Genomic DNA, 17,727 nt, shown 5'->3' with positions numbered 1-17,727 from the left:
GTTCAGCGCCTCCCCGCCGAGACCCGGGCCGGGGGCAGCTGCCCCCGGGAGCGGTGCCATGCGGCCTGGTCCGCGAGGGTCTGCTCCAACGGCCTGAAGGTGGCACCCAGTTCGCGGGCGGCGCGCAAGGAGGAGAACCGCGCGTGATGGCCTTCCCGCAGGGTGCGGACACCGGTGCGGGTGGCGACCGGCGCCCGGCCCGTGAGCCTGGCCCGCGCCTCCATCACGGTCGCGGCCACCATCGCGGCGGCGGGTGGTACCGCCCTGGGCACGGTTCCGGTGCCGGTGCTGCGCACGATGCCGGTGCACACCTCCTCAAGGGTGTGCCAGCCGCCCGCCGCGATGTAGCGCCGGCCGGGGCGTCCGCGCAGCGCGGCGCGGAGCATGACCTGGGCCACGTCGCGGGCGTCCACGACGTGGTTCCCGACGCGCGGCAGCGCCCGGACCTGTCCCGTGGCCACCGCGAGGAACAGCCGCCCCGCCGAGGTGGGGCCCTGGTCCCCGGGGCCCCACATCCAGCCGGGCAGGACCATCGGGACGCGCACACCGTGCGTGACGAAGCGCTCGGTGAACTCGGCGACGACCTGCTCGGCGCGGACCTTGCTGGCCCGGTAGGCGTGGCGCTGGTCGGGCGAGCCGTTTGCGGTGTCCTCGTCGGCCGGCCCGCGCTCGGGATCCGGCGCCAGAGCGCCGGTGGAGCTGGTGTGGACGACGGTCGGCACGCCGCATTCGGCGGCGGCGTACAGCAGGTCGCGCACGGCGGTGACGTTGGTGCGCATCAGCAGCCCGGTGTCGGCGTCCGGTTGGTAGTACTCGCGGAAATACGCCGCCAGGTGGAAGACGGCGTCGGCGCCGCGCAGGTGGGGGCCGAAGCCGGACACGTCCGTGACGTCGCCGGCGATGAGCCGCAGGGCCGGGTGGTCGGGCAGGAGCGTGCGGGCGCGCTGTTCGTCGCGCACGATCGCGCGGACCTCCGTGCCGCGCTCCAGGAGGGCGGTGACCAGGGCGTTGCCCAGCAGGCCGGTGGCGCCGGTCACGACGGCGGTGCCGAGAGGCGCGTCCTGTGCTGTGGGCTCTGGCGCGCTCATGTGAGAGGGCTTCCTTCCCGGGAGTCGGGTATGGCTTGCGCACGGCTGCCGAGCACCTTCTCGACCAGTGCCGGGAGGCCGGAGCCGTCCGACCAGGCGGCGGTGACGCCGTCCGGACGGACGTAGACCACCCGTGGGCCGTCGCTCGCCCAGCGGGTGAGCTTCTGGTCCACGTCGATGGCGACCGCGTACGGCCGCTCGCCGCCGGGCAGGGCGTCGGCGCGGCGCTTCTCCACGAGCAGCACGACGTCGGTTTCTCCGCGCTGCGGGGTGTGTTCCACCAACTCGCGTGCCTGGGCCGCGAGTTCGGTGTCCGTGCTGCCCGGGCCGGTGCCGCCGAGCACCAGGAGGGTGTGCCGTCCTGAGGCGAGGAAGTCGTGGGCCGAGCGGCTGTGGGTGCCGCTGACGGGCAGCCAGGCGGCGTCGGGCAGCCGCCGGCCGGCCTGCGGACCGCCCGCGCCGGACGGTGCGCCGGCCGCTGCCCCGAGCGCGCCGGGGACGGCCGGGCTCGCCTCCAGGTGGGGATCGATCTGGGCGAGTTCGGGAACCAGCCGCCGGTCCAGCGCGCCGCTGCGGGTGGCCGCCGACAGCACGAGGTCGCGCAGCACGCGGCGGGGGCCGCCGCGCAGCATCCACATCTGGGTCTGCCGGTCGGAGTTGCGCATCGCGCGAAGGGCCGCGGGGCGGCGTTCGGCCTCGTAGCTGTCGAGGAGCCGCGGGTCGGCGCCGTGCGTCACCGCGGCCAGCTTCCAGGCGAGGTCGTAGCCGTCCTGCACACCGGTGTTCAGGCCCTGCCCGCCGGCCGGGCTGTGGCAGTGCGCGGCGTCGCCGGCGACGAAGACGCTGCCGTGGCGGAAGGTCCTCGCGACCTTGGTGTGCACCCGGAAGGTGCTGCGCCACCAGGTGCGCCGCAGCTGCCAGCCGGCTGGCCCGCGCTGGTCGATGAGGCGCTGGAGGTCCTGTTCCGACGGCGGTTCGGTGCTCGGGCCGGGGGCGCGGTCGAAGAAGATGCGGTGTCCGCCCCCGGGCAGCGGTACGACCACGAGGACGCCGTGCGGGGTGAGGTGGTACTGGACCTCGCCCTGGGGCAGTTCGCCGTCGTACTCGCCGTCTCCGAGCAGGAAGTCCCGGGCGTAGCTCGTGCCTTCGAAGGCGATGCCGGCGGCCTCGCGGACCCGGCTGTGCACGCCGTCGGCGCCGATGAGCCAGCGCGGAGTGGCGTCCTGCGGTGCGTACGCGCGCTGCGAGCCGAGGGTGACCTCCGCCGCCGTGCTGCCGGCGGCCGTGACCACTCTGACGTCGACGGCCTCGGTGTTCCACTCGACCTGCCCGCCGAGCTGCAGCAGCCGCTCGTACAGGACGGACTCGGTGACCGACTGAGGCACGCACACCGGCTGCGGGAACGCGGTGCCGGCCAGCGCGCCGAAGCGGACCCCGCCGACCGGTCGCCCGCGCGACCAGTACGTCGCCCCGGACATGGGCAGTCCGCGGTCCAGCAGGGCCCCGTCCACGCCGATGCGGCGCAGGATCTCCAGGGCTCCGCTCCACAGGATCAGGGCCTTCGGTTCGGAGGCCGGACCGCGGCGCCGGTCCACGACGCGGCACGCCACGCCGTGCTGGAGGAGGGTGCAGGCGGTGACGAGGCCCGTCGGGCCCGCGCCCACGACGAGTATGGAGTCAGGGTCGTTCGTCGCGCTCAACGGTGCGTGCTCCTTGTCGGGACCGGGAAGGTGGGGAGGACGGGGAACGACGGGAGGGCGGTCAGCTCGTCCCGCAGAGCGTCCAGGCGCGCCACGGTGTCCTCGGTGGTGGTGAACAGGAGGGTGGTCATGCCCTGGGCCTCGGCAGCGGCGCAGTTCTCGTCGAGGTCGTCGATGAAGAGGCATTCCTCGGGGCGGTGCGGCAGCCGGTCGAGCAGACGGCGGTAGATCTCCGGATCGGGCTTGCGCACCCCCTCGACGGAGGAGTCGACGACCGTGTGGAAGAGCTCGTCCACGGGCAGTCCGGCCCGCCAACGAGGCCGCCATTCCTCGACGTTGTTGGTGAGCAGGGCCAGGGTGTAGCCGTCGGCGCGCAGGACGCGCAGCTGGTCGACCAGGGCCTGGTTGACGTGGCGGGCCTGGAACCACAGCTCGCCGAAGGGCCGTCCGCCGAGCAGTTCGAGGCCGGGCGATCCGGGCAGCCGGGTGAGGACCCGCAGGACCATCTCCTGCTCGGTGCAGGCGCCGGTCTCCAGATCGGCCATGGGCGAGCGCCCGTCGGCGGCGGTGGCCGCGGCGAACGCCTCCTGAAGCTCTCGCAAGGGAACGCCCACCGTGCGGGCGAAGGCCGCGAAGGTCTCCTGAAGCGGGTTGGTGAGCACGCCTCCGTAGTCGCAGACGACGGCCTTGATACGTGCCTGCCCCGAGCCTTCCCGGCTCACTGGGCCACCTCCAGGCGGAAGGAGGCCACCGTGCGCTCGGCTTGCGTGACCTCCACGACTACGGGCACCACAAGCGTGCCCAGTGCCTCGTCCTGCCGGAACTGCTCCACGGTGGCCACCGCGCGGGTCGGCAGGTCGAGCTCGGCGAACTCCCTGAAGTCCGTGTCGAGGGAGATGACTTGGAGGCCGTCGGCAGCGATGCTGTGCAGCGTGGCGACGGAGGCGGTGGCGAGCTGGCGGGCGCCTTCGAGGAGCAGATTGCCCGGGATGTGGTCGAGCCGGTGGTCGAACAGGTGCGGATGGGACTCATCGGCGATGACGGTCGCTGACAGCGCGCTGCCCCCCGCGAGCAGCGGCTTGGTGATCACGACGTTCATCGGGTTGCGGCGCCCGACCGTCTGCGGGTCGGCCCGCAGATGGCTGGGCAGCGTGCCCGTCTGTCCTTCGAGCTTGGCCCGTTGCCGGCTGCGCATGGCCTGGTACACGGACTTCGAGAAGAACGCGAGACCGCCTTCGATCTGTAGCGCGATCCGGCCGTTCACCGCGGCGGTGCCGTGGAAGTCGAGAGCCTGTACCCGGCCGTTGCGCTTGCGCTGCGGCACACAGGTCAGGGTGACCACCGCCTCGGCGGGCCGGTCCCCGGTGCGTATCGCGGACAGGTCGCTGAGCCAGGTCCGCAGTCCGCGGAAGATGAACGACGTGTCCAGCGGCACGTCTTCGTACTTGTGGGCGATGTACACGCCGGACTGTCTGATGACCTCGACGAGCAGGAGGAAGTCGTGGGCGGTCGCGCTCTCGCCCATGATGTGGGCGCGCGGCAGCTGGGCGGCGATCTCGAAGGTGTCGGGGAGCGTGGGGCTGGGCCGGGAATCGGTGAGAAAGACCTCGGCGACGGCGGCCCGGTGCACCAGGGCGCGCGGGACGGTGGCCTCGTATCTCAGCGGCTGGTGTGCGGGGGAGGGGACGTTGGCCGAAGCGGCGGCGTCGGCCTCACGCTGTGAAGCGCTGATGGTCATGGTGCCTTCCAGCTCGGGTGGTTGACGTGCACACACCCTGCACACAGGCGCTGGAACAGCCTGATGAACGTTCTCTGGAACGAGTCTGTAAGGATCGCTGAAGGGCCGAACGGCCTGCGTTTTTCTCGTCGACCGGCGTCACGGAGCGGAAATTTCGCTCTGAACCAGATGACGGCCGAAAGTACTGTCTGTTGCGTGCATATTACAGAGAGATACTGGCGCGTAGCGTCTATTCTCGGCCGTTGGAGCACGTGTTCGGCGAGGCTCGCCGGCCGGGCTCAGCGACAGCTCAATGGGGGAGAGATATGTCCAGTGTTCTCTTAAGGCATTCCGGAAAACGGCATCCGCGCCGCGGCGGTCTGCGTTTCCACCTCTTCGGACCGCTCCAGGCCCTGGTTGACGACGAGCCGTTACCTCTGGGGCCGCCGAAACAGCAGGCGCTGCTGGCCACGCTCCTGCTGCGCCTGGGTATGTCGACCGGCTCGGAGCAGCTGATCCACGCCCTGTGGGGGACGGAGCCGCCTGCCTACGCGAAGAACCTCGTCCAGAAGTACGTCTCCGGCCTGCGCAGCGCCTTCGCGGCCGTCGAGACGCCGGGCCGTGTTCCCGAACTCCTGTGGTCGGCGGGCGGCTACCGGCTGGAGACCGGGGACGCCTGGGTCGACCTTCACGAGTACGAGTTCCTGGCCTCGGCGGGCACGACGCTGGCCCTCACCGGCAGCCTCCACCAGTCCGCGCAGCACCTGGACGAGGCCCGGGTCCTTGTCACCGGCCCGCTCGCCGAAGGCCTGGACGCGCCGATCCTGGAACGGGAGCGGGTGTACCGGGACGAGCGCTTCCTGGCCGACATGGAGCTGCGTGCCGAGGTGGAACTCGACCTGGGCCGCCACCGCAACGCCATCCCCTACCTCTATTTCGTCCTGCACAAGCATCCGCTCCAAGAGCGCTTCATCTGGCTCCTCATGCTGGCTCTGTTCCGCTCGAACCGGGGAGCGGAGGCGCTGACCGTGTACAACGACTACCGGCAGCGCCTGGTGACCGAACTGGGCACGGACCCCGGCCAGGCGCTTCAGGAACTGCACCGCGCGGTCCTCGGCCAGGATCCGGAGCTGATGATCATCCGCACACTGCCCGTGCCGGGCACATCGGAACCGCGGCGACCGCAGGACCCCGAACCTCCGATGCTTCCAGGTGACATGAGCACGGTGACCGCGTAACAGGTCAGGGGCCGCCCGCGGTCAGACACCCCGGCCCGCCGTCCCCGCCCCGAGCGCGTCCAACTGGTCCAGGAACCACTGAGCCGGCGGCAGCGCCGTCGCAGCCGCAGCCAGCCGCTTCGACCGCTCCGCCCGCTCCGCCGGCCCCATGGACAACGCCTCGTGCAGCGCCCGAGCGGTGTCGATCACGTCGTACGGGTTCACGGTGAGGGCGTCGTCGCGCAGCTCCTCGTAGGCGCCGGCCTCCCGTGAGAGCACCAGCGCGCAGCCCTCGTCGGAGACGACGGGTACTTCCTTGGCGACGAGGTTCATGCCGTCCCGGACGGGGTTGACGAGGGCGACGTCGGCCAGCCGGTACGCGGCGAGGGAGCGGGCGAAGTCGTCCTTGACGTGGAGGACGACCGGGGTCCAAGTCGGCGTCCCGTAGTGGGAGTTGATCTCGTCCGCCAGGCGCTGGACCTCCGCCGTGTAGTCGCGGTACACCGCCAGGTCCTGTCGCGAGGGGTACGCGAAGGCCACGTGCACCACCCGCTCCCGCCACTCGGGGTGGTCGTCGAGCAGCTGCCGGTAGGACAGCAGGCCGCGCACGATGTTCTTGGACAGCTCGGTGCGGTCGACCCGGACGATCGTCCGGCGGGCGGAGCCGTCCGGTGCCGTGCCGATCTCGCGCCGCAGTGCCGTCATCCGCTCCTCGACGTCCGGCCGGTGAGAGCGCTCGCGCAGGAACTCGGCGTCGGCGCCCAGGCCGTGTACGCCGATCCACGTGGTACGCAGCGGGGGGCGACCCGTGGTGGTGTGCTCGATCGACTTCGGTGCGCCGCTCGGCCACGACGGGGTGATCCGCTGGGGGTCCGTGGCCCCGGCGCAGCCCATGAACGCCTGCGCCCAGCGCCAGGTGAGGAACCCGAGCCGGTCGGCGCCGAGCATGCCCCACACCAGCTGCGAACGGATGTCGTCCGGCAGCATCGCGAAGTACTCCGCCGGCGCCCACGGCGTGTGCGAGAAGTGGCCGATCCGGACGTCCGGGCGCAGCTCGCGCAGCATCCCCGGCACCAGGCACAGGTGGTAGTCCTGCACCAGCACCGCCGCCCCCGGCGCCGCCTGCCGCGCCAGTTCCTCCGCGAAGGCCCGGTTGTACGTCTCGTACGCCGCCCACTGGCGCCGGAACTCCGCGTCGAAGACCGGCTCCAGCGGCGTCTGGTAGAGCATGTGGTGGACGAACCAGAGGACCGAGTTCGCGATGCCGTTGTACGCGTCGGCGTGCACGTCGGCCGGGATGGGCAGCATGCGCACGCCCTCCTCGCCGACCCCGCGCCGTACCGCCTCCCGGTCGCCGTCGGACAGCGCCGAGCACACCCACAGGGCGCCCGCGTCCGGCCCGATCGCCGACAGCCCGGAGACGACTCCGCCGCCGCCCCGCTTGGAGTGCAGCGATCCGTCATCGCGCACCTCGTACGACACCGGGCCGCGGTTCGACGCGACCAGCACCTTGGCAGCACCCTGCTCGGCAGCACCCTGCGTGGAAGCCATACGCGTCAACCTAGCCCGGCTCGGAAACGCTCAAACGTGCGGTTCAGCTCAGTGGCGCATCATCGTCGGGCCCGTATACGGCAGGTGTCCGTCGTTCACGCGACCTTCCGCGTCGCGTACTCCGCGATCTCCACCATCGGCGGCCGCTCCTCCGTGTCCACGGAGTACGTACGCGGCTCGAAACCGTCCTCGCCCCGCTCGAACTGGGTGAGGGAAGGGCGGACCAGATGGCCGCGGGCCAGCCTCAGCTGGGCCGTGCGGTAGATCGCGGCGGACATCCGGCCGAGGGCCTGTCCGTCCTGGTGGCGGTGCTTGCGGACGCCCACGTCCACCTGGGCCAGCGCGTCGAGGCCCACCAGGTGCAGGGCGTCGACCAGCATGCCCAGCTCCACGCCGTACCCGACCGGGAACGGCAGCTGCTCCAGCAGCGACCTGCGGGCCGCGTACTCGCCGCCGAGCGGCTGCACGAAGCCGGCCAGCTGCGGCCAGTGCATGTTCAGCAGCGGGCGGGCCATCAGTTCGGTGACCCGGCCGCCCTGTCCGGCGGCACCGCCCAGGGGACGGTCGTACATGCCCTTGACCAGGTCGATCTCGGGGTCGGTGAGCAGCGGGCCGACGATGCCGGAGACGAAGTCGGAGGAGAAGTCCTTCAGGTCGGCGTCGATGAAACAGACGATGTCCCCGCTCGTGACGAGCAGGGAGCGCCACAGGACCTCGCCCTTGCCGGGCACGGCCGGGATGCGCGGGAGGATCGCGTCCCGGTGCACCACCCTCGCGCCCGCCGCCGCGGCCACCTCGGAGGTGAGGTCGGTGGAGCCCGAGTCGACGACGACGAGCTCGTCGACCAGTGGCACCTGCCGCATGAGGTCGTGACGGATGACCGCGACGATGTCGCCGACCGTCTCCTCCTCGTCGAGCGCGGGCAGGACGACGGAGACCGACCGGCCCGTACGCTGTTTGGCGGCCAGAATCTGGTGGAGCGGACGATCGCTCGCGGACCAGGAGCGGGTGCTCAGCCAGCGCTCGACTTCTTCCAGCACGTAAGCGGCTCCTTCGCGTGCCCGCCGCGGCAGCGGCTGATGGATACAGTCATCTCGCGGTTCGGACGACTATCTCAACTGTCCCGGTTGTCGGTTACAGTCTTGAACAACGCGGGTGACCATCGCATGTCCTGCTTGGCCCGCCGACCACAACTTCATACCGCTCATCCAGAGGGGCAGAGGGATACGGCCCGATGAAGCCCCGGCAACCCTCCAGCCGGTCTCGTTCACGCGAGGCTCCCGGCTAGGGAAGGTGCCAAATCCGTCTCACGGCGAGATGCGTCGTGAGGAAGATGAGGAGAAAGGGCCTCGCCTCACATGGCTGCGCAGACTGTTGCAAGCACCACCGAATCCACCGTAGACCTCGGCCCCGCCGCGGCGCTCTCCTGTCGCGAGTGCGGCCACCGGGTCCCCCTCGGTCCGGTCTTCGCGTGCGAGGAGTGTTTCGGCCCGCTGGAGATCGCGTACGACTTCTCGGCCTACGACACCGAGGAGCTCCGCAAGCGGATCGAAGCGGGCCCCGCGAACATCTGGCGCTACGCGCCCCTCCTTCCCGTCCCGGCCGACGTGGCCACCAAGCCGAACATCAACCCCGGCTGGACCCAGCTCGTCAAGGCCGACAACCTCGCCCGTGAGCTGGGTGTCGACGCCGGCAAGCTGTTCATCAAGGACGACTCCGGCAACCCGACGCACTCCTTCAAGGACCGCGTCGTCGCCCAGGCTCTGGAAGCCGCCCGCGCCTTCGGCTTCACCACCCTCTCCTGCTCCTCCACCGGCAACCTGGCCGGCGCCGTGGGTGCCGCGGCCGCCCGCGCCGGCTTCCGCTCCTGCGTGTTCATCCCGCACGACCTGGAGCAGGGCAAGGTCGTCATGGCCGCGATCTACGGCGGCGAGCTCGTCGGCATCGAGGGCAACTACGACGACGTGAACCGCTTCTGCTCCGAGCTGATCGGCGACCCGGCCGGCGAGGGCTGGGGCTTCGTCAACGTCAACCTGCGGCCCTACTACGCCGAGGGCTCCAAGACCCTGGCGTACGAGATCTGCGAGCAGCTCGGCTGGCAGCTGCCGGACCAGCTGGTCGTCCCGATCGCCTCCGGCTCGCAGCTCACGAAGATCGACAAGGGGCTCCAGGAGCTGATCAAGCTCGGGCTCGTCGAGGACAAGCCGTACAAGATCTTCGGTGCGCAGGCCGAAGGGTGCTCGCCGGTGTCGGTGGCCTTCAAGGCGGGGCACGACGTCGTACGGCCGCAGAAGCCGAACACCATCGCCAAGTCGCTGGCGATCGGCAACCCGGCGGACGGGCCGTACGTGCTGGACATCGCCCGTCGTACCGGCGGTGCGGTGGAGGACGTGACCGATGAGCAGGTCGTCGACGCGATCAAGGTCCTTGCGCGGACCGAGGGCATCTTCGCGGAGACGGCCGGTGGGGTGACCGTTGGTGTGACGCGGAAGCTGATCGAGAACGGCGTCCTCGACCCCACGAAGACGACGGTCGTCCTCAACACCGGCGACGGGCTCAAGACGCTGGACGCGGTGGCCGGTACGGGGCTTACTGCGACCATTCGTCCCAACCTTGATTCGTTCCGCGAGGCTGGTCTCGCGTAGTCGTTCGTCTGCGGGCCAGTGGGGGCTGGTCGCGCCCACACGGCGGTAGCCGCAAATCCAACACAGCCCCGCGCCCCTAGGCCCGTTTACCTGACCGGAGGTCACAACGTGAGCGTCACCGTCCGCATCCCCACCATCCTGCGTACCTACACCGGCGGGCAGGCCGAAGTCGCCGCCGAAGGTGCGAACCTCGGCGAGGTCATCGCCGATCTGGAGAAGAACCACACCGGGATCGCCGCCCGGGTGCTGGACGACCAGGGCAAGCTGCGTCGGTTCGTGAATGTCTACGTCAATGACGACGACGTGCGTTTCGAGCAGGGGCTGGAGACGGCCACCCCCGACGGTGCCGGTGTCTCCATCATTCCGGCCGTCGCCGGCGGCTGACCGAATGACCGATCATTACCATCGGTAACCCCGGTCACCGAGAGTTCATCGAATTGCCCCCTCCGTGAGAGAAGCGGAGGGGGCAATTCTGTGTGGTTGAGCGAGGTACAGTTGGGGAACGCGTCGCTGATCCAAGGGTCGGCACCCCTTTATTTCCATCGCGAGCCCGACAAGAAGTAGCCAAAGTGTGCGGGTTTTTTGCGGCTTTTATTCCGTATGCCGGGTCCGACTTGACCTGAAGTCAGCGGAATTGTCCCCACATTCCCGACCGGTCGTGCCCGGATTTCTCGTCCGATTGACCTGTTGCAGACGGCAGTTGGGCAGATACATTCAGCCGCGGTCGACGCGTTCCGGCGCACGCCCCCGACCGATGGGGGGTGAGGTCTGACCCGGATCCGCGAAGTGTGGATCTGTGCAAGGGCCAGTAATAGGGGAGTTAGGCATGGCTCAGGGCACCGTCAAGTGGTTCAACGCGGAGAAGGGGTACGGCTTCATCGCGGTCGACGGTGGTGCGGATGTTTTCGTCCACTACAGCGCGATCCAGATGGACGGGTACCGCACCCTGGAAGAGGGCCAGCGAGTCGATTTCGAGATCTCGCAGGGTCAGAAGGGGCCGCAGGCGGACATGGTCCGTCTGGCGACCGGCTGAAGCACGCGTCGACTTAACAGCAGCGACGTTCTTCTTCGAAGGGCCCGCACCTCCCGGGGTGCGGGCCCTTCGCCGTGCCCAAACCCGTGATCGGGCCCTGTTCGCCCACCGCCGACGCAAGGGTTCGATCCCCGAGAGCCGCTTGCACCCGCCCGTCGCCCGACCACCACCCCTCATCGAGCCCTCGCTTCGCGAGGGCGCCTTGCACTCTATGGGGCCGAGTGCTAATCATTGCGTTAGCACTCTGAAGGTGAGAGTGACAAAGAAGGACCGGGTCGGTGAGGCCCGCAGGCCGGGTGGGGCAAGGAACCACGAGGCAGGCGAGCCGTCCGTCGCGGGCGCGGGCGCGGTCCGAAGGAATCACCCCCAGTCCTGGAGGGACCACTTCACATGGCCAAGATCATCGCGTTCGACGAGGAGGCGCGGCGCGGCCTCGAGCGCGGCATGAACCAGCTCGCGGACGCCGTCAAGGTGACGCTCGGCCCCAAGGGCCGCAACGTCGTCCTCGAGAAGAAGTGGGGCGCCCCCACGATCACCAACGATGGTGTGTCCATCGCCAAGGAGATCGAGCTCGAGGACCCGTACGAGAAGATCGGCGCCGAGCTGGTCAAGGAAGTCGCCAAGAAGACGGACGACGTCGCCGGTGACGGTACGACCACCGCGACCGTTCTCGCCCAGGCCCTGGTCAAGGAGGGTCTGCGCAACGTAGCCGCCGGCGCCAACCCGATGGCCCTCAAGCGCGGTATCGAGCGCGCCGTCGAGGCCGTCTCCGCCGCCCTGCTGGAGCAGGCGAAGGACGTCGAGACCAAGGAGCAGATCGCCTCCACGGCCTCCATCTCCGCCGCCGACACCCAGATCGGCGAGCTCATCGCCGAGGCGATGGACAAGGTCGGCAAGGAAGGCGTCATCACCGTCGAGGAGTCCCAGACCTTCGGTCTGGAGCTGGAGCTCACCGAGGGTATGCGCTTCGACAAGGGCTACATCTCGGCGTACTTCGCCACCGACATGGAGCGTATGGAGGCCGTCCTCGACGACCCGTACATCCTGATCGCCAACTCCAAGATCTCCTCGGTCAAGGACCTGCTCCCGCTGCTGGAGAAGGTCATGCAGTCGGGCAAGCCGCTGCTGATCATCGCCGAGGACGTCGAGGGCGAGGCCCTGTCGACCCTGGTCGTCAACAAGATCCGCGGCACCTTCAAGTCCGTCGCGGTCAAGGCCCCGGGCTTCGGCGACCGCCGCAAGGCGATGCTGAACGACATCGCCATCCTCACCGGTGGCGAGGTCATCTCCGAGGAGGTCGGTCTCAAGCTCGAGAACACCTCCCTGGACCTCCTGGGCAAGGCCCGCAAGGTCGTCATCACCAAGGACGAGACCACCATCGTCGACGGCTCCGGTTCCTCGGACCAGGTCGCGGGTCGCGTGAACCAGATCCGTGCCGAGATCGAGAACAGCGACTCGGACTACGACCGCGAGAAGCTCCAGGAGCGCCTGGCCAAGCTCGCCGGTGGCGTCGCCGTCATCAAGGCCGGTGCCGCGACCGAGGTCGAGCTCAAGGAGCGCAAGCACCGCATCGAGGACGCCGTGCGCAACGCCAAGGCGGCCGTCGAGGAGGGCATCGTCGCCGGTGGTGGCGTGGCTCTGCTGCAGGCTTCCGGTGTCTTCGAGAAGCTGGAGCTCGAGGGTGACGAGGCGACGGGCGCCGCTGCGGTCAAGCTCGCGCTTGAGGCTCCGCTGAAGCAGATCGCCGTGAACGCCGGCCTTGAGGGTGGCGTCGTGGTGGAGAAGGTCCGCAACCTCACCCCGGGTCACGGCCTCAACGCCGCGACCGGTGAGTACGTCGACCTGGTCGCCGAGGGCATCATCGACCCGGCGAAGGTGACGCGGTCCGCGCTGCAGAACGCCGCGTCGATCGCTGCGCTGTTCCTCACCACCGAGGCTGTCATCGCCGACAAGCCGGAGAAGGCCGCTGCGCCTGCCGGTGGCGGTATGCCGGGCGGTGACATGGACTTCTGATCGGCCTCGGGGGCTTTGACCTCCGGTTGATCAACGTCCTTGCCGAGGGCGGCACCTCCTGTTGCTGTTGCGACAGGGGGTGCCGCCCTCGGTTCTTTTGCGTCTGCGGGCCGGTGGGGGCTGATCGCGCAGTTCCCCGCGCCCCTAAAAGACTTCGGCTGCGGGCCGGTGGGGGTTGGTCGCGCCCACGCGGCGGAGCCGCAAATCGATACAGCCCCGCGCCCCTAAAGGGGCGCGGCTGCAGCGCCCTGCTTTTAAGGGGCGCGGGGAACTGCGCGACCAGCCCCCACCTGGCCGCAGTCGCCCGCGAAACCTCACGTCCCCCTCGGGAATGCGCGGCCCACACCCCATGTTGCTTAATGTGGTGCAACAATGTGTGTGCACATACTGACCGGTATAGCCGTCCCCGCTTCCAAGGAGCCCTCCACGTGACCGTCACCCAGCCCGCTGCCTCCCGGGCGGCTCAGATCCTTTCCCGGCCGACCGTGATCAACGGCCTGACCGTGCCGAACCGCATCGTGATGGCGCCGATGACGCGGATGTTCTCGCCGGGCGGCGTCCCCGGTGAGGACGTGCTGTCGTACTACGCGCGCCGCGCCGCGGCCGGCGTGGGCCTGATCGTCACCGAGGGGACGTACGTCGGACACGACTCGGCCGGGCAGAGCGACCGGATCCCGCGGTTCCACGGGGAGGAGCAGCTGGCAGGGTGGGCCAAGGTCGCCGACGCGGTGCACGCGGCCGGCGGCACGATCGTGCCGCAGCTGTGGCACATCGGCATGGTGCGCGAGCAGGGCCAGCCGCCGTTCGCCGAGGCCCCCGCCGTCGGCCCCTCCGGCCTGCGGATCGGCGCCGACGAGGCCACCGGCAAGGCGATGACCCAGAGCGACCTCGACGACGTCATCGGCGCCTTCGCGCAGGCCGCCGCCGACGCGGAGCGCATCGGCTTCGACGGCGTGGAGATCCACGGCGCCCACGGCTACCTCGTCGACCAGTTCCTGTGGGAGGGCACGAACCGCCGCACGGACGCGTACGGCGGCGACCTCGTCGCCCGTACGAAGTTCGCGGCGGAGATCGTGGCCGCCGTACGGGAGCGGGTCTCCGCTGACTTCCCCGTCATCTTCCGCTACTCGCAGTGGAAGCAGGAGGCCTACCAGGCCCGCCTCGCCGAGACCCCCGAGGAGCTGGAGGCCATCCTCGCCCCGCTCGCCGCGGCCGGCGTCGACGCCTTCCACGCCTCCACGCGCCGCTACTGGCTCCCGGAGTTCGACGGCTCCGACCTCAACCTGGCCGGCTGGACGAAGAAGCTCACCGGCAAGCCCACCATCACCGTCGGCTCGGTCGGCCTCGACGGCGAGTTCCTGGGCGCGTTCGCCGGCAAGGGCTCCGAGGTCAAGGGCATCGACGACCTGCTGGACCGGCTGGAGGCCGAGGAGTTCGACTTCGTCGCCGTCGGCCGCGCGCTGCTCCAGGACCCGGAGTGGGCGGCGAAGGTGCTTCAGGGCCGCTTCGGCGAGCTGGCGGCGTACGACGCGGCCTCGCTGAACACCCTGAGCTGACGCAGGTCCGGTCACCCCTCCCCGCGAGGGGTGACCCGTCTCGCTTGAGTAAGTCAATCAACTGACTTAAGGTTGCCTCGGTCAATCACGCACGTGCCGACGGAGGCCCGAAATGTCCCACCCCCCATCGCCGAGAACGAATGCCGTGGTGGCGGTGCTGGCCTTCGCCGGGATCGTCGTGTCGCTGATGCAGACCCTGGTCATTCCGATCGTCCCCGAGCTGCCGCGACTGCTGGACGCGCCCGCGTCGGACACGGCCTGGGCGGTCACGGCGACGCTGCTCGCGGCCGCCGTCGCCACGCCCGTGATGGGGCGGCTCGGCGACATGTACGGCAAGCGGCGGATGCTGCTGGTCAGCATCGTGCTGCTGGCGGCGGGCTCGGTGGTCTGCGCGCTGAGCGACTCGCTGGTCCCGATGATCGTCGGGCGGGTGCTCCAGGGGCTGGCCTCCGGAGTGATCCCGCTCGGCATCAGCATCATGCGTGACGAACTCCCCGCCGAACGCCTCGGCTCCGCCACCGCCCTGATGAGCGCCTCGCTCGGTATCGGCGGTGCGCTCGGGCTGCCCGCCGCCGCGCTGATCGCGGACTACTTCAACTGGCACGTGCTGTTCTGGACGTCGGCCGGCATGGGTGTCGCCGCGCTGGTGTGCGTGCTGCTGTTCGTACCCGAGTCGAAGGTGCGCACCGGCGGTCGCTTCGACCTGGTCGGCGGCGTGGGCCTCGCGGTCGGGCTGGTGTGTCTGCTGCTGGCCATCTCCAAGGGTGCCGACTGGGGCTGGGGCAGCGGCACGACGCTGGGGCTGTTCGCCGCGGCCGTGGTCGTCCTGCTGGCGTGGGGCTGGTGGGAGCTGCGCAGCGAGCAGCCGCTGGTCGACCTGCGGACCACCGCCCGCCGGCAGGTCCTCGTCACCAACCTGGCCTCGATCGCCGTCGGCTTCGCGATGTTCGCGATGAGCCTGGTCATCCCGCAGATCCTCCAGCTCCCCGCGCAGACCGGCTACGGCCTCGGCAAGTCGATGCTGGTCGCGGGCCTGTGCATGGCGCCGTCGGGGCTCGTGATGATGGCGACGGCACCGGTGTCGGCCGCGATCTCCCGGGCCAAGGGGCCGAAGGTCACGCTGATGGCGGGCGTGCTGATCGTCGCCGTCGGATACGGCCTCAACATCGTCCTGATGTCCGAGGTCTGGCACTTCGTCCTGGTGGCCTGTGTGATCGGCGCCGGTGTCGGCTTCGGCTACGGCTCGATGCCCGCCCTCATCATGAGCGCCGTACCGGCGTCGGAGACGGCCGCCGCGAACAGCCTCAACACGCTGATGCGCTCGCTCGGGACGTCCAGTGCGAGTGCGGTCGCCGGTGTGATCCTCGCCCAGATGACGACGAACCTCGGCGGCTACGCGCTTCCGTCCGAGAACGGCTTCAAGGTGGTCCTCGCGGTGGGTGCGGGAGCGGCGCTGCTGGCGTTCGTGGTGGCGTCGTTCATCCCCCGGCAGGGGGACGCCACGGCCGACGCGGGGTCGGTGGCGGCCGGTGCGGCCCAGCCCGCGGGGGCCGCGAAGCGTTAGCTACAGGTTGCCGAGCGGCTCGATGTCGACCTTCACCGGGGTGCCCCAGACCCGCAGGACCTCGTAGTCGGTGAACTCGTGCACCAGCCGGTACGCCATCGCGGGGCGCGGGCCGCGGCGTGCGGCGGCGAGATAGAGCTCGGCCTCGCGGCGGTCGCGGCGCGGGGTGCCGCACAGCTGCCACTCCTGCCCGTTCCACAGCTCCGGCAGCCAGCGCTGCTGGGGCTGCGGGCGGTCGCCCCGGACGCCGTAGCGGGAGGGAGCGGTCTCGGTGGTGGGCGGGGGGACGGGACCGCCGTTGTACTCGGCTCGGCGGGCGGCCCGGCGGCGGGTTTCGCAGAGCAGGCACAGGTCGTGGGCGTTCTCGTCCACCGGGCCGTTCGGGTGCTCCGGGCAGCGGGTGGTGGGGGCTGCGCCGGTGACGCTCTCGTCGAGGAGGTCGAGGGCGCGACGGAGGTCGGCCTTGACCTCGTGGAGCTTGGCGTCCGGAGTGTCGGGGGTGAGGGACTCGCCGTGTTCGCCTACGAGGCGGAGGGCTCGCCCCAGGGCGGTCAGTTGGGCGTGGTTCATCGGGTGGCTCCGGGGAGGGGGCGTTCGGGGGCCTGGTCAGGTGCTGCGGCCGACCTTCAGGACATGGACAGTCACCAGCTCCCCGTCCCTGCGATACAGAACGCGCCAACTTCCCACGCGCAAGCGGTAGTAGCCGGAGGCACCCAGAGGGTGGGTCGCCTCCGGAGTGGGGTCGTCGGCGAGTGCACGTACTGCTGCGGCGGCCGCCTTGGCGCCGATGGGGTCGATGGCGCGTAGTCGCCGGAATTCGTTCATGGCCTGGTGTTCCCACACCACCGTGTAGCTCACGAAGCGGCCTCTCGGCGGTCCTCTTCGTCCAGCTGTGCCATGAATTCGTCGTGGGTCATCGGCGGGCCGGAGGGAGCCGCCTGGCGGGCGCGTGCCTCAGTGAGGTCGGCCTCGTCACGCAGGCGCTGCAGTTCTTCCAGCTCGCTTATCGGGATGAGGGCTGCGGCGGGTTTGCCGTACTCGGTGATCAGGATGTGTTCCTGGCCGTGCCGCACCCGACCGACCAGTTGGCCGAGCTGGTTGCGGGCTTCCACGAGCGGGTACGTGTCCATGGGCAAACTGTACACATCTGCGGGTGTGCGCAGTGGCCGGATGTCAGTGGGCATAGTCCTTCAGCTTCTCGGTACTCAGAGTGACGTCAACGGGGAACGGCAGCACGACGGTCGCACCCCAGGGGTGCGAGACCGCCTGTCGGTAACGACCGCTCCCCGGCTTGCTGTAGACGGTGGTCGTCTTGTCGTCGCGGTCGATGAGGAGGTACACGGGGATGTTGGCTTCCGCATAGCCGATGGGTTTGTCAACGCGCCTTCGGCGGTTGGTGTCGGGGTGGCGGGCGGTGATCTCGACGGCCATGAGGATGCCGTCGGGGTCGGACCACTCGCCGTGGCCCTTGAAGTGGCCCCGGGGCGCGAGAACCCCGTCCACACGGGCGCGGCCCCTGCGGTCTACCTCGCTCTTGACGCCTGCTCCCGGATAGAGGCTGAGACCGGGACGCTGTTCCATGCACTGACGCAGCAGCCACATGAAGATGCAGCCGTGGGTGCCGTCCGACCAGGCCTTGAGCT

General features: G+C 70.0%; 17 protein-coding genes and 1 riboswitch. Of the genes, 7 read left to right on the top strand and 10 right to left on the bottom strand.

From position 1 onward, the window contains the following. Window positions 1-2: 2 nt before the first annotated feature. Genes AQJ67_RS36150 through AQJ67_RS36135 form a run of 4 tightly spaced genes read right to left on the bottom strand, consistent with a single transcriptional unit; the run spans window position 3 to window position 4,526 of the window. Window positions 3-1,088, bottom strand: a complete 1,086-nt coding sequence (locus AQJ67_RS36150) for an NAD-dependent epimerase/dehydratase family protein (protein ID WP_062723721.1) — start codon at window positions 1,086-1,088, stop codon at window positions 3-5. After that, on the bottom strand, window positions 1,085-2,788 hold the full coding sequence (locus tag AQJ67_RS36145; RefSeq protein WP_167366246.1) for an FAD-dependent oxidoreductase: 1,704 nt from the start codon (window positions 2,786-2,788) through the stop codon (window positions 1,085-1,087). Before AQJ67_RS36145 ends, AQJ67_RS36150 begins: the two co-directional genes overlap by 4 nt. After that, window positions 2,785-3,510 (bottom strand): HAD family hydrolase, encoded by a 726-nt coding sequence (locus AQJ67_RS36140; RefSeq protein ID WP_063807402.1) that lies wholly within the window; start codon window positions 3,508-3,510, stop codon window positions 2,785-2,787. The genes AQJ67_RS36145 and AQJ67_RS36140 overlap by 4 nt, the downstream gene beginning before the upstream one ends. Continuing rightward, window positions 3,507-4,526: a ScbA/BarX family gamma-butyrolactone biosynthesis protein gene (locus AQJ67_RS36135; protein ID WP_062723720.1), complete on the bottom strand. Its 1,020-nt coding sequence runs from the start codon at window positions 4,524-4,526 to the stop codon at window positions 3,507-3,509. The genes AQJ67_RS36140 and AQJ67_RS36135 overlap by 4 nt, the downstream gene beginning before the upstream one ends. 305 nt (window positions 4,527-4,831) lie before the next feature. Here AQJ67_RS36135 and AQJ67_RS36130 point away from each other — a divergent pair, with 305 nt between their 5' ends. Next, complete coding sequence (locus AQJ67_RS36130) at window positions 4,832-5,743, top strand: AfsR/SARP family transcriptional regulator (protein WP_062723719.1); 912 nt, start codon at window positions 4,832-4,834, stop codon at window positions 5,741-5,743. Window positions 5,744-5,764: 21 nt separating this feature from the next. Here the strand turns inward: AQJ67_RS36130 and AQJ67_RS36125 are convergent, their stop codons facing one another. Together AQJ67_RS36125 and AQJ67_RS36120 are read right to left on the bottom strand one after the other, a co-directional pair. Further along, window positions 5,765-7,273 carry an alpha,alpha-trehalose-phosphate synthase (UDP-forming) gene (locus AQJ67_RS36125; protein WP_062723718.1) on the bottom strand — a complete coding sequence of 503 codons (1,509 nt, stop codon included), beginning with the start codon at window positions 7,271-7,273 and terminating at the stop codon, window positions 5,765-5,767. A gap of 95 nt (window positions 7,274-7,368) precedes the next feature. After that, window positions 7,369-8,313 carry a glucosyl-3-phosphoglycerate synthase gene (locus tag AQJ67_RS36120; RefSeq protein ID WP_062723717.1) on the bottom strand — a complete coding sequence of 315 codons (945 nt, stop codon included), beginning with the start codon at window positions 8,311-8,313 and terminating at the stop codon, window positions 7,369-7,371. A gap of 161 nt (window positions 8,314-8,474) precedes the next feature. Next, window positions 8,475-8,613, top strand: a riboswitch (SAM riboswitch). 18 nt (window positions 8,614-8,631) lie between these two features. Between AQJ67_RS36120 and thrC the strand changes: the two genes are divergently transcribed. From thrC to AQJ67_RS36090, 6 genes are all read left to right on the top strand, one after another. Continuing rightward, on the top strand, window positions 8,632-9,918 hold the full coding sequence (thrC, locus tag AQJ67_RS36115; protein WP_062723716.1) for a threonine synthase: 1,287 nt from the start codon (window positions 8,632-8,634) through the stop codon (window positions 9,916-9,918). Between the two features lie 108 nt (window positions 9,919-10,026). After that, on the top strand, window positions 10,027-10,302 hold the full coding sequence (locus AQJ67_RS36110; protein ID WP_003991133.1) for a MoaD/ThiS family protein: 276 nt from the start codon (window positions 10,027-10,029) through the stop codon (window positions 10,300-10,302). Between the two features lie 442 nt (window positions 10,303-10,744). After that, the gene (locus AQJ67_RS36105) at window positions 10,745-10,951 is read left to right on the top strand and encodes a cold-shock protein (RefSeq protein WP_007493268.1); all 207 of its coding nucleotides are present in this window, start codon (window positions 10,745-10,747) and stop codon (window positions 10,949-10,951) included. A gap of 390 nt (window positions 10,952-11,341) precedes the next feature. Next, on the top strand, window positions 11,342-12,964 hold the full coding sequence (groL, locus tag AQJ67_RS36100; protein WP_062723715.1) for a chaperonin GroEL: 1,623 nt from the start codon (window positions 11,342-11,344) through the stop codon (window positions 12,962-12,964). A gap of 428 nt (window positions 12,965-13,392) precedes the next feature. Continuing rightward, complete coding sequence (locus tag AQJ67_RS36095) at window positions 13,393-14,520, top strand: NADH:flavin oxidoreductase (RefSeq protein WP_062723714.1); 1,128 nt, start codon at window positions 13,393-13,395, stop codon at window positions 14,518-14,520. A 112-nt stretch (window positions 14,521-14,632) separates the two neighbouring features. After that, the gene (locus AQJ67_RS36090; RefSeq protein WP_062723713.1) at window positions 14,633-16,084 is read left to right on the top strand and encodes an MFS transporter; all 1,452 of its coding nucleotides are present in this window, start codon (window positions 14,633-14,635) and stop codon (window positions 16,082-16,084) included. Here the strand turns inward: AQJ67_RS36090 and AQJ67_RS36085 are convergent, their stop codons facing one another. The 4 genes from AQJ67_RS36085 to AQJ67_RS36070 form a co-directional block, all read right to left on the bottom strand. Then, a complete protein-coding gene (locus AQJ67_RS36085; RefSeq protein ID WP_062723712.1) occupies window positions 16,085-16,654 on the bottom strand; it encodes a hypothetical protein in 570 nt (189 codons plus the stop codon). It abuts the gene before it with no gap. Between the two features lie 36 nt (window positions 16,655-16,690). Continuing rightward, window positions 16,691-16,942, bottom strand: coding sequence for a type II toxin-antitoxin system RelE family toxin (locus tag AQJ67_RS36080; protein ID WP_062723711.1), 252 nt, complete (start codon window positions 16,940-16,942; stop codon window positions 16,691-16,693). Beyond that, window positions 16,939-17,214, bottom strand: coding sequence for a type II toxin-antitoxin system Phd/YefM family antitoxin (locus AQJ67_RS36075; RefSeq protein WP_062723710.1), 276 nt, complete (start codon window positions 17,212-17,214; stop codon window positions 16,939-16,941). The genes AQJ67_RS36080 and AQJ67_RS36075 overlap by 4 nt, the downstream gene beginning before the upstream one ends. 43 nt (window positions 17,215-17,257) lie before the next feature. Continuing rightward, on the bottom strand, window positions 17,258-17,727 hold a 470-nt coding region (locus AQJ67_RS36070; protein WP_062723709.1), incomplete at its 5' end, for a Uma2 family endonuclease.

The organism is Streptomyces caeruleatus, assembly GCF_001514235.1.
GTDB classification, from domain to species: Bacteria; Actinomycetota; Actinomycetes; order Streptomycetales; family Streptomycetaceae; genus Streptomyces; species Streptomyces caeruleatus.
The sequence above is the reverse complement of the archived record's forward strand: the minus strand, read 5'-3'. Positions and strand labels throughout refer to the sequence as shown.

Excerpts from the sequence above, each read along its gene's own strand:
- AQJ67_RS36075 (WP_062723710.1), bottom strand. The coding sequence starts at position 17,214 with ATGGACACGTACCCGCTCGTGGAAGCCCGCAACCAGCTCGGCCAACTG.
- AQJ67_RS36090 (WP_062723713.1), top strand. The coding sequence starts at position 14,633 with ATGTCCCACCCCCCATCGCCGAGAACGAATGCCGTGGTGGCGGTGCTG.
- AQJ67_RS36130 (WP_062723719.1), top strand. The coding sequence starts at position 4,832 with ATGTCCAGTGTTCTCTTAAGGCATTCCGGAAAACGGCATCCGCGCCGC.
- AQJ67_RS36150 (WP_062723721.1), bottom strand. The coding sequence starts at position 1,088 with ATGAGCGCGCCAGAGCCCACAGCACAGGACGCGCCTCTCGGCACCGCC.
- groL (WP_062723715.1), top strand. The coding sequence starts at position 11,342 with ATGGCCAAGATCATCGCGTTCGACGAGGAGGCGCGGCGCGGCCTCGAG.
- thrC (WP_062723716.1), top strand. The coding sequence starts at position 8,632 with ATGGCTGCGCAGACTGTTGCAAGCACCACCGAATCCACCGTAGACCTC.
- AQJ67_RS36125 (WP_062723718.1), bottom strand. The coding sequence starts at position 7,273 with ATGGCTTCCACGCAGGGTGCTGCCGAGCAGGGTGCTGCCAAGGTGCTG.
- AQJ67_RS36135 (WP_062723720.1), bottom strand. The coding sequence starts at position 4,526 with ATGACCATCAGCGCTTCACAGCGTGAGGCCGACGCCGCCGCTTCGGCC.
- AQJ67_RS36085 (WP_062723712.1), bottom strand. The coding sequence starts at position 16,654 with ATGAACCACGCCCAACTGACCGCCCTGGGGCGAGCCCTCCGCCTCGTA.
- AQJ67_RS36105 (WP_007493268.1), top strand. The coding sequence starts at position 10,745 with ATGGCTCAGGGCACCGTCAAGTGGTTCAACGCGGAGAAGGGGTACGGC.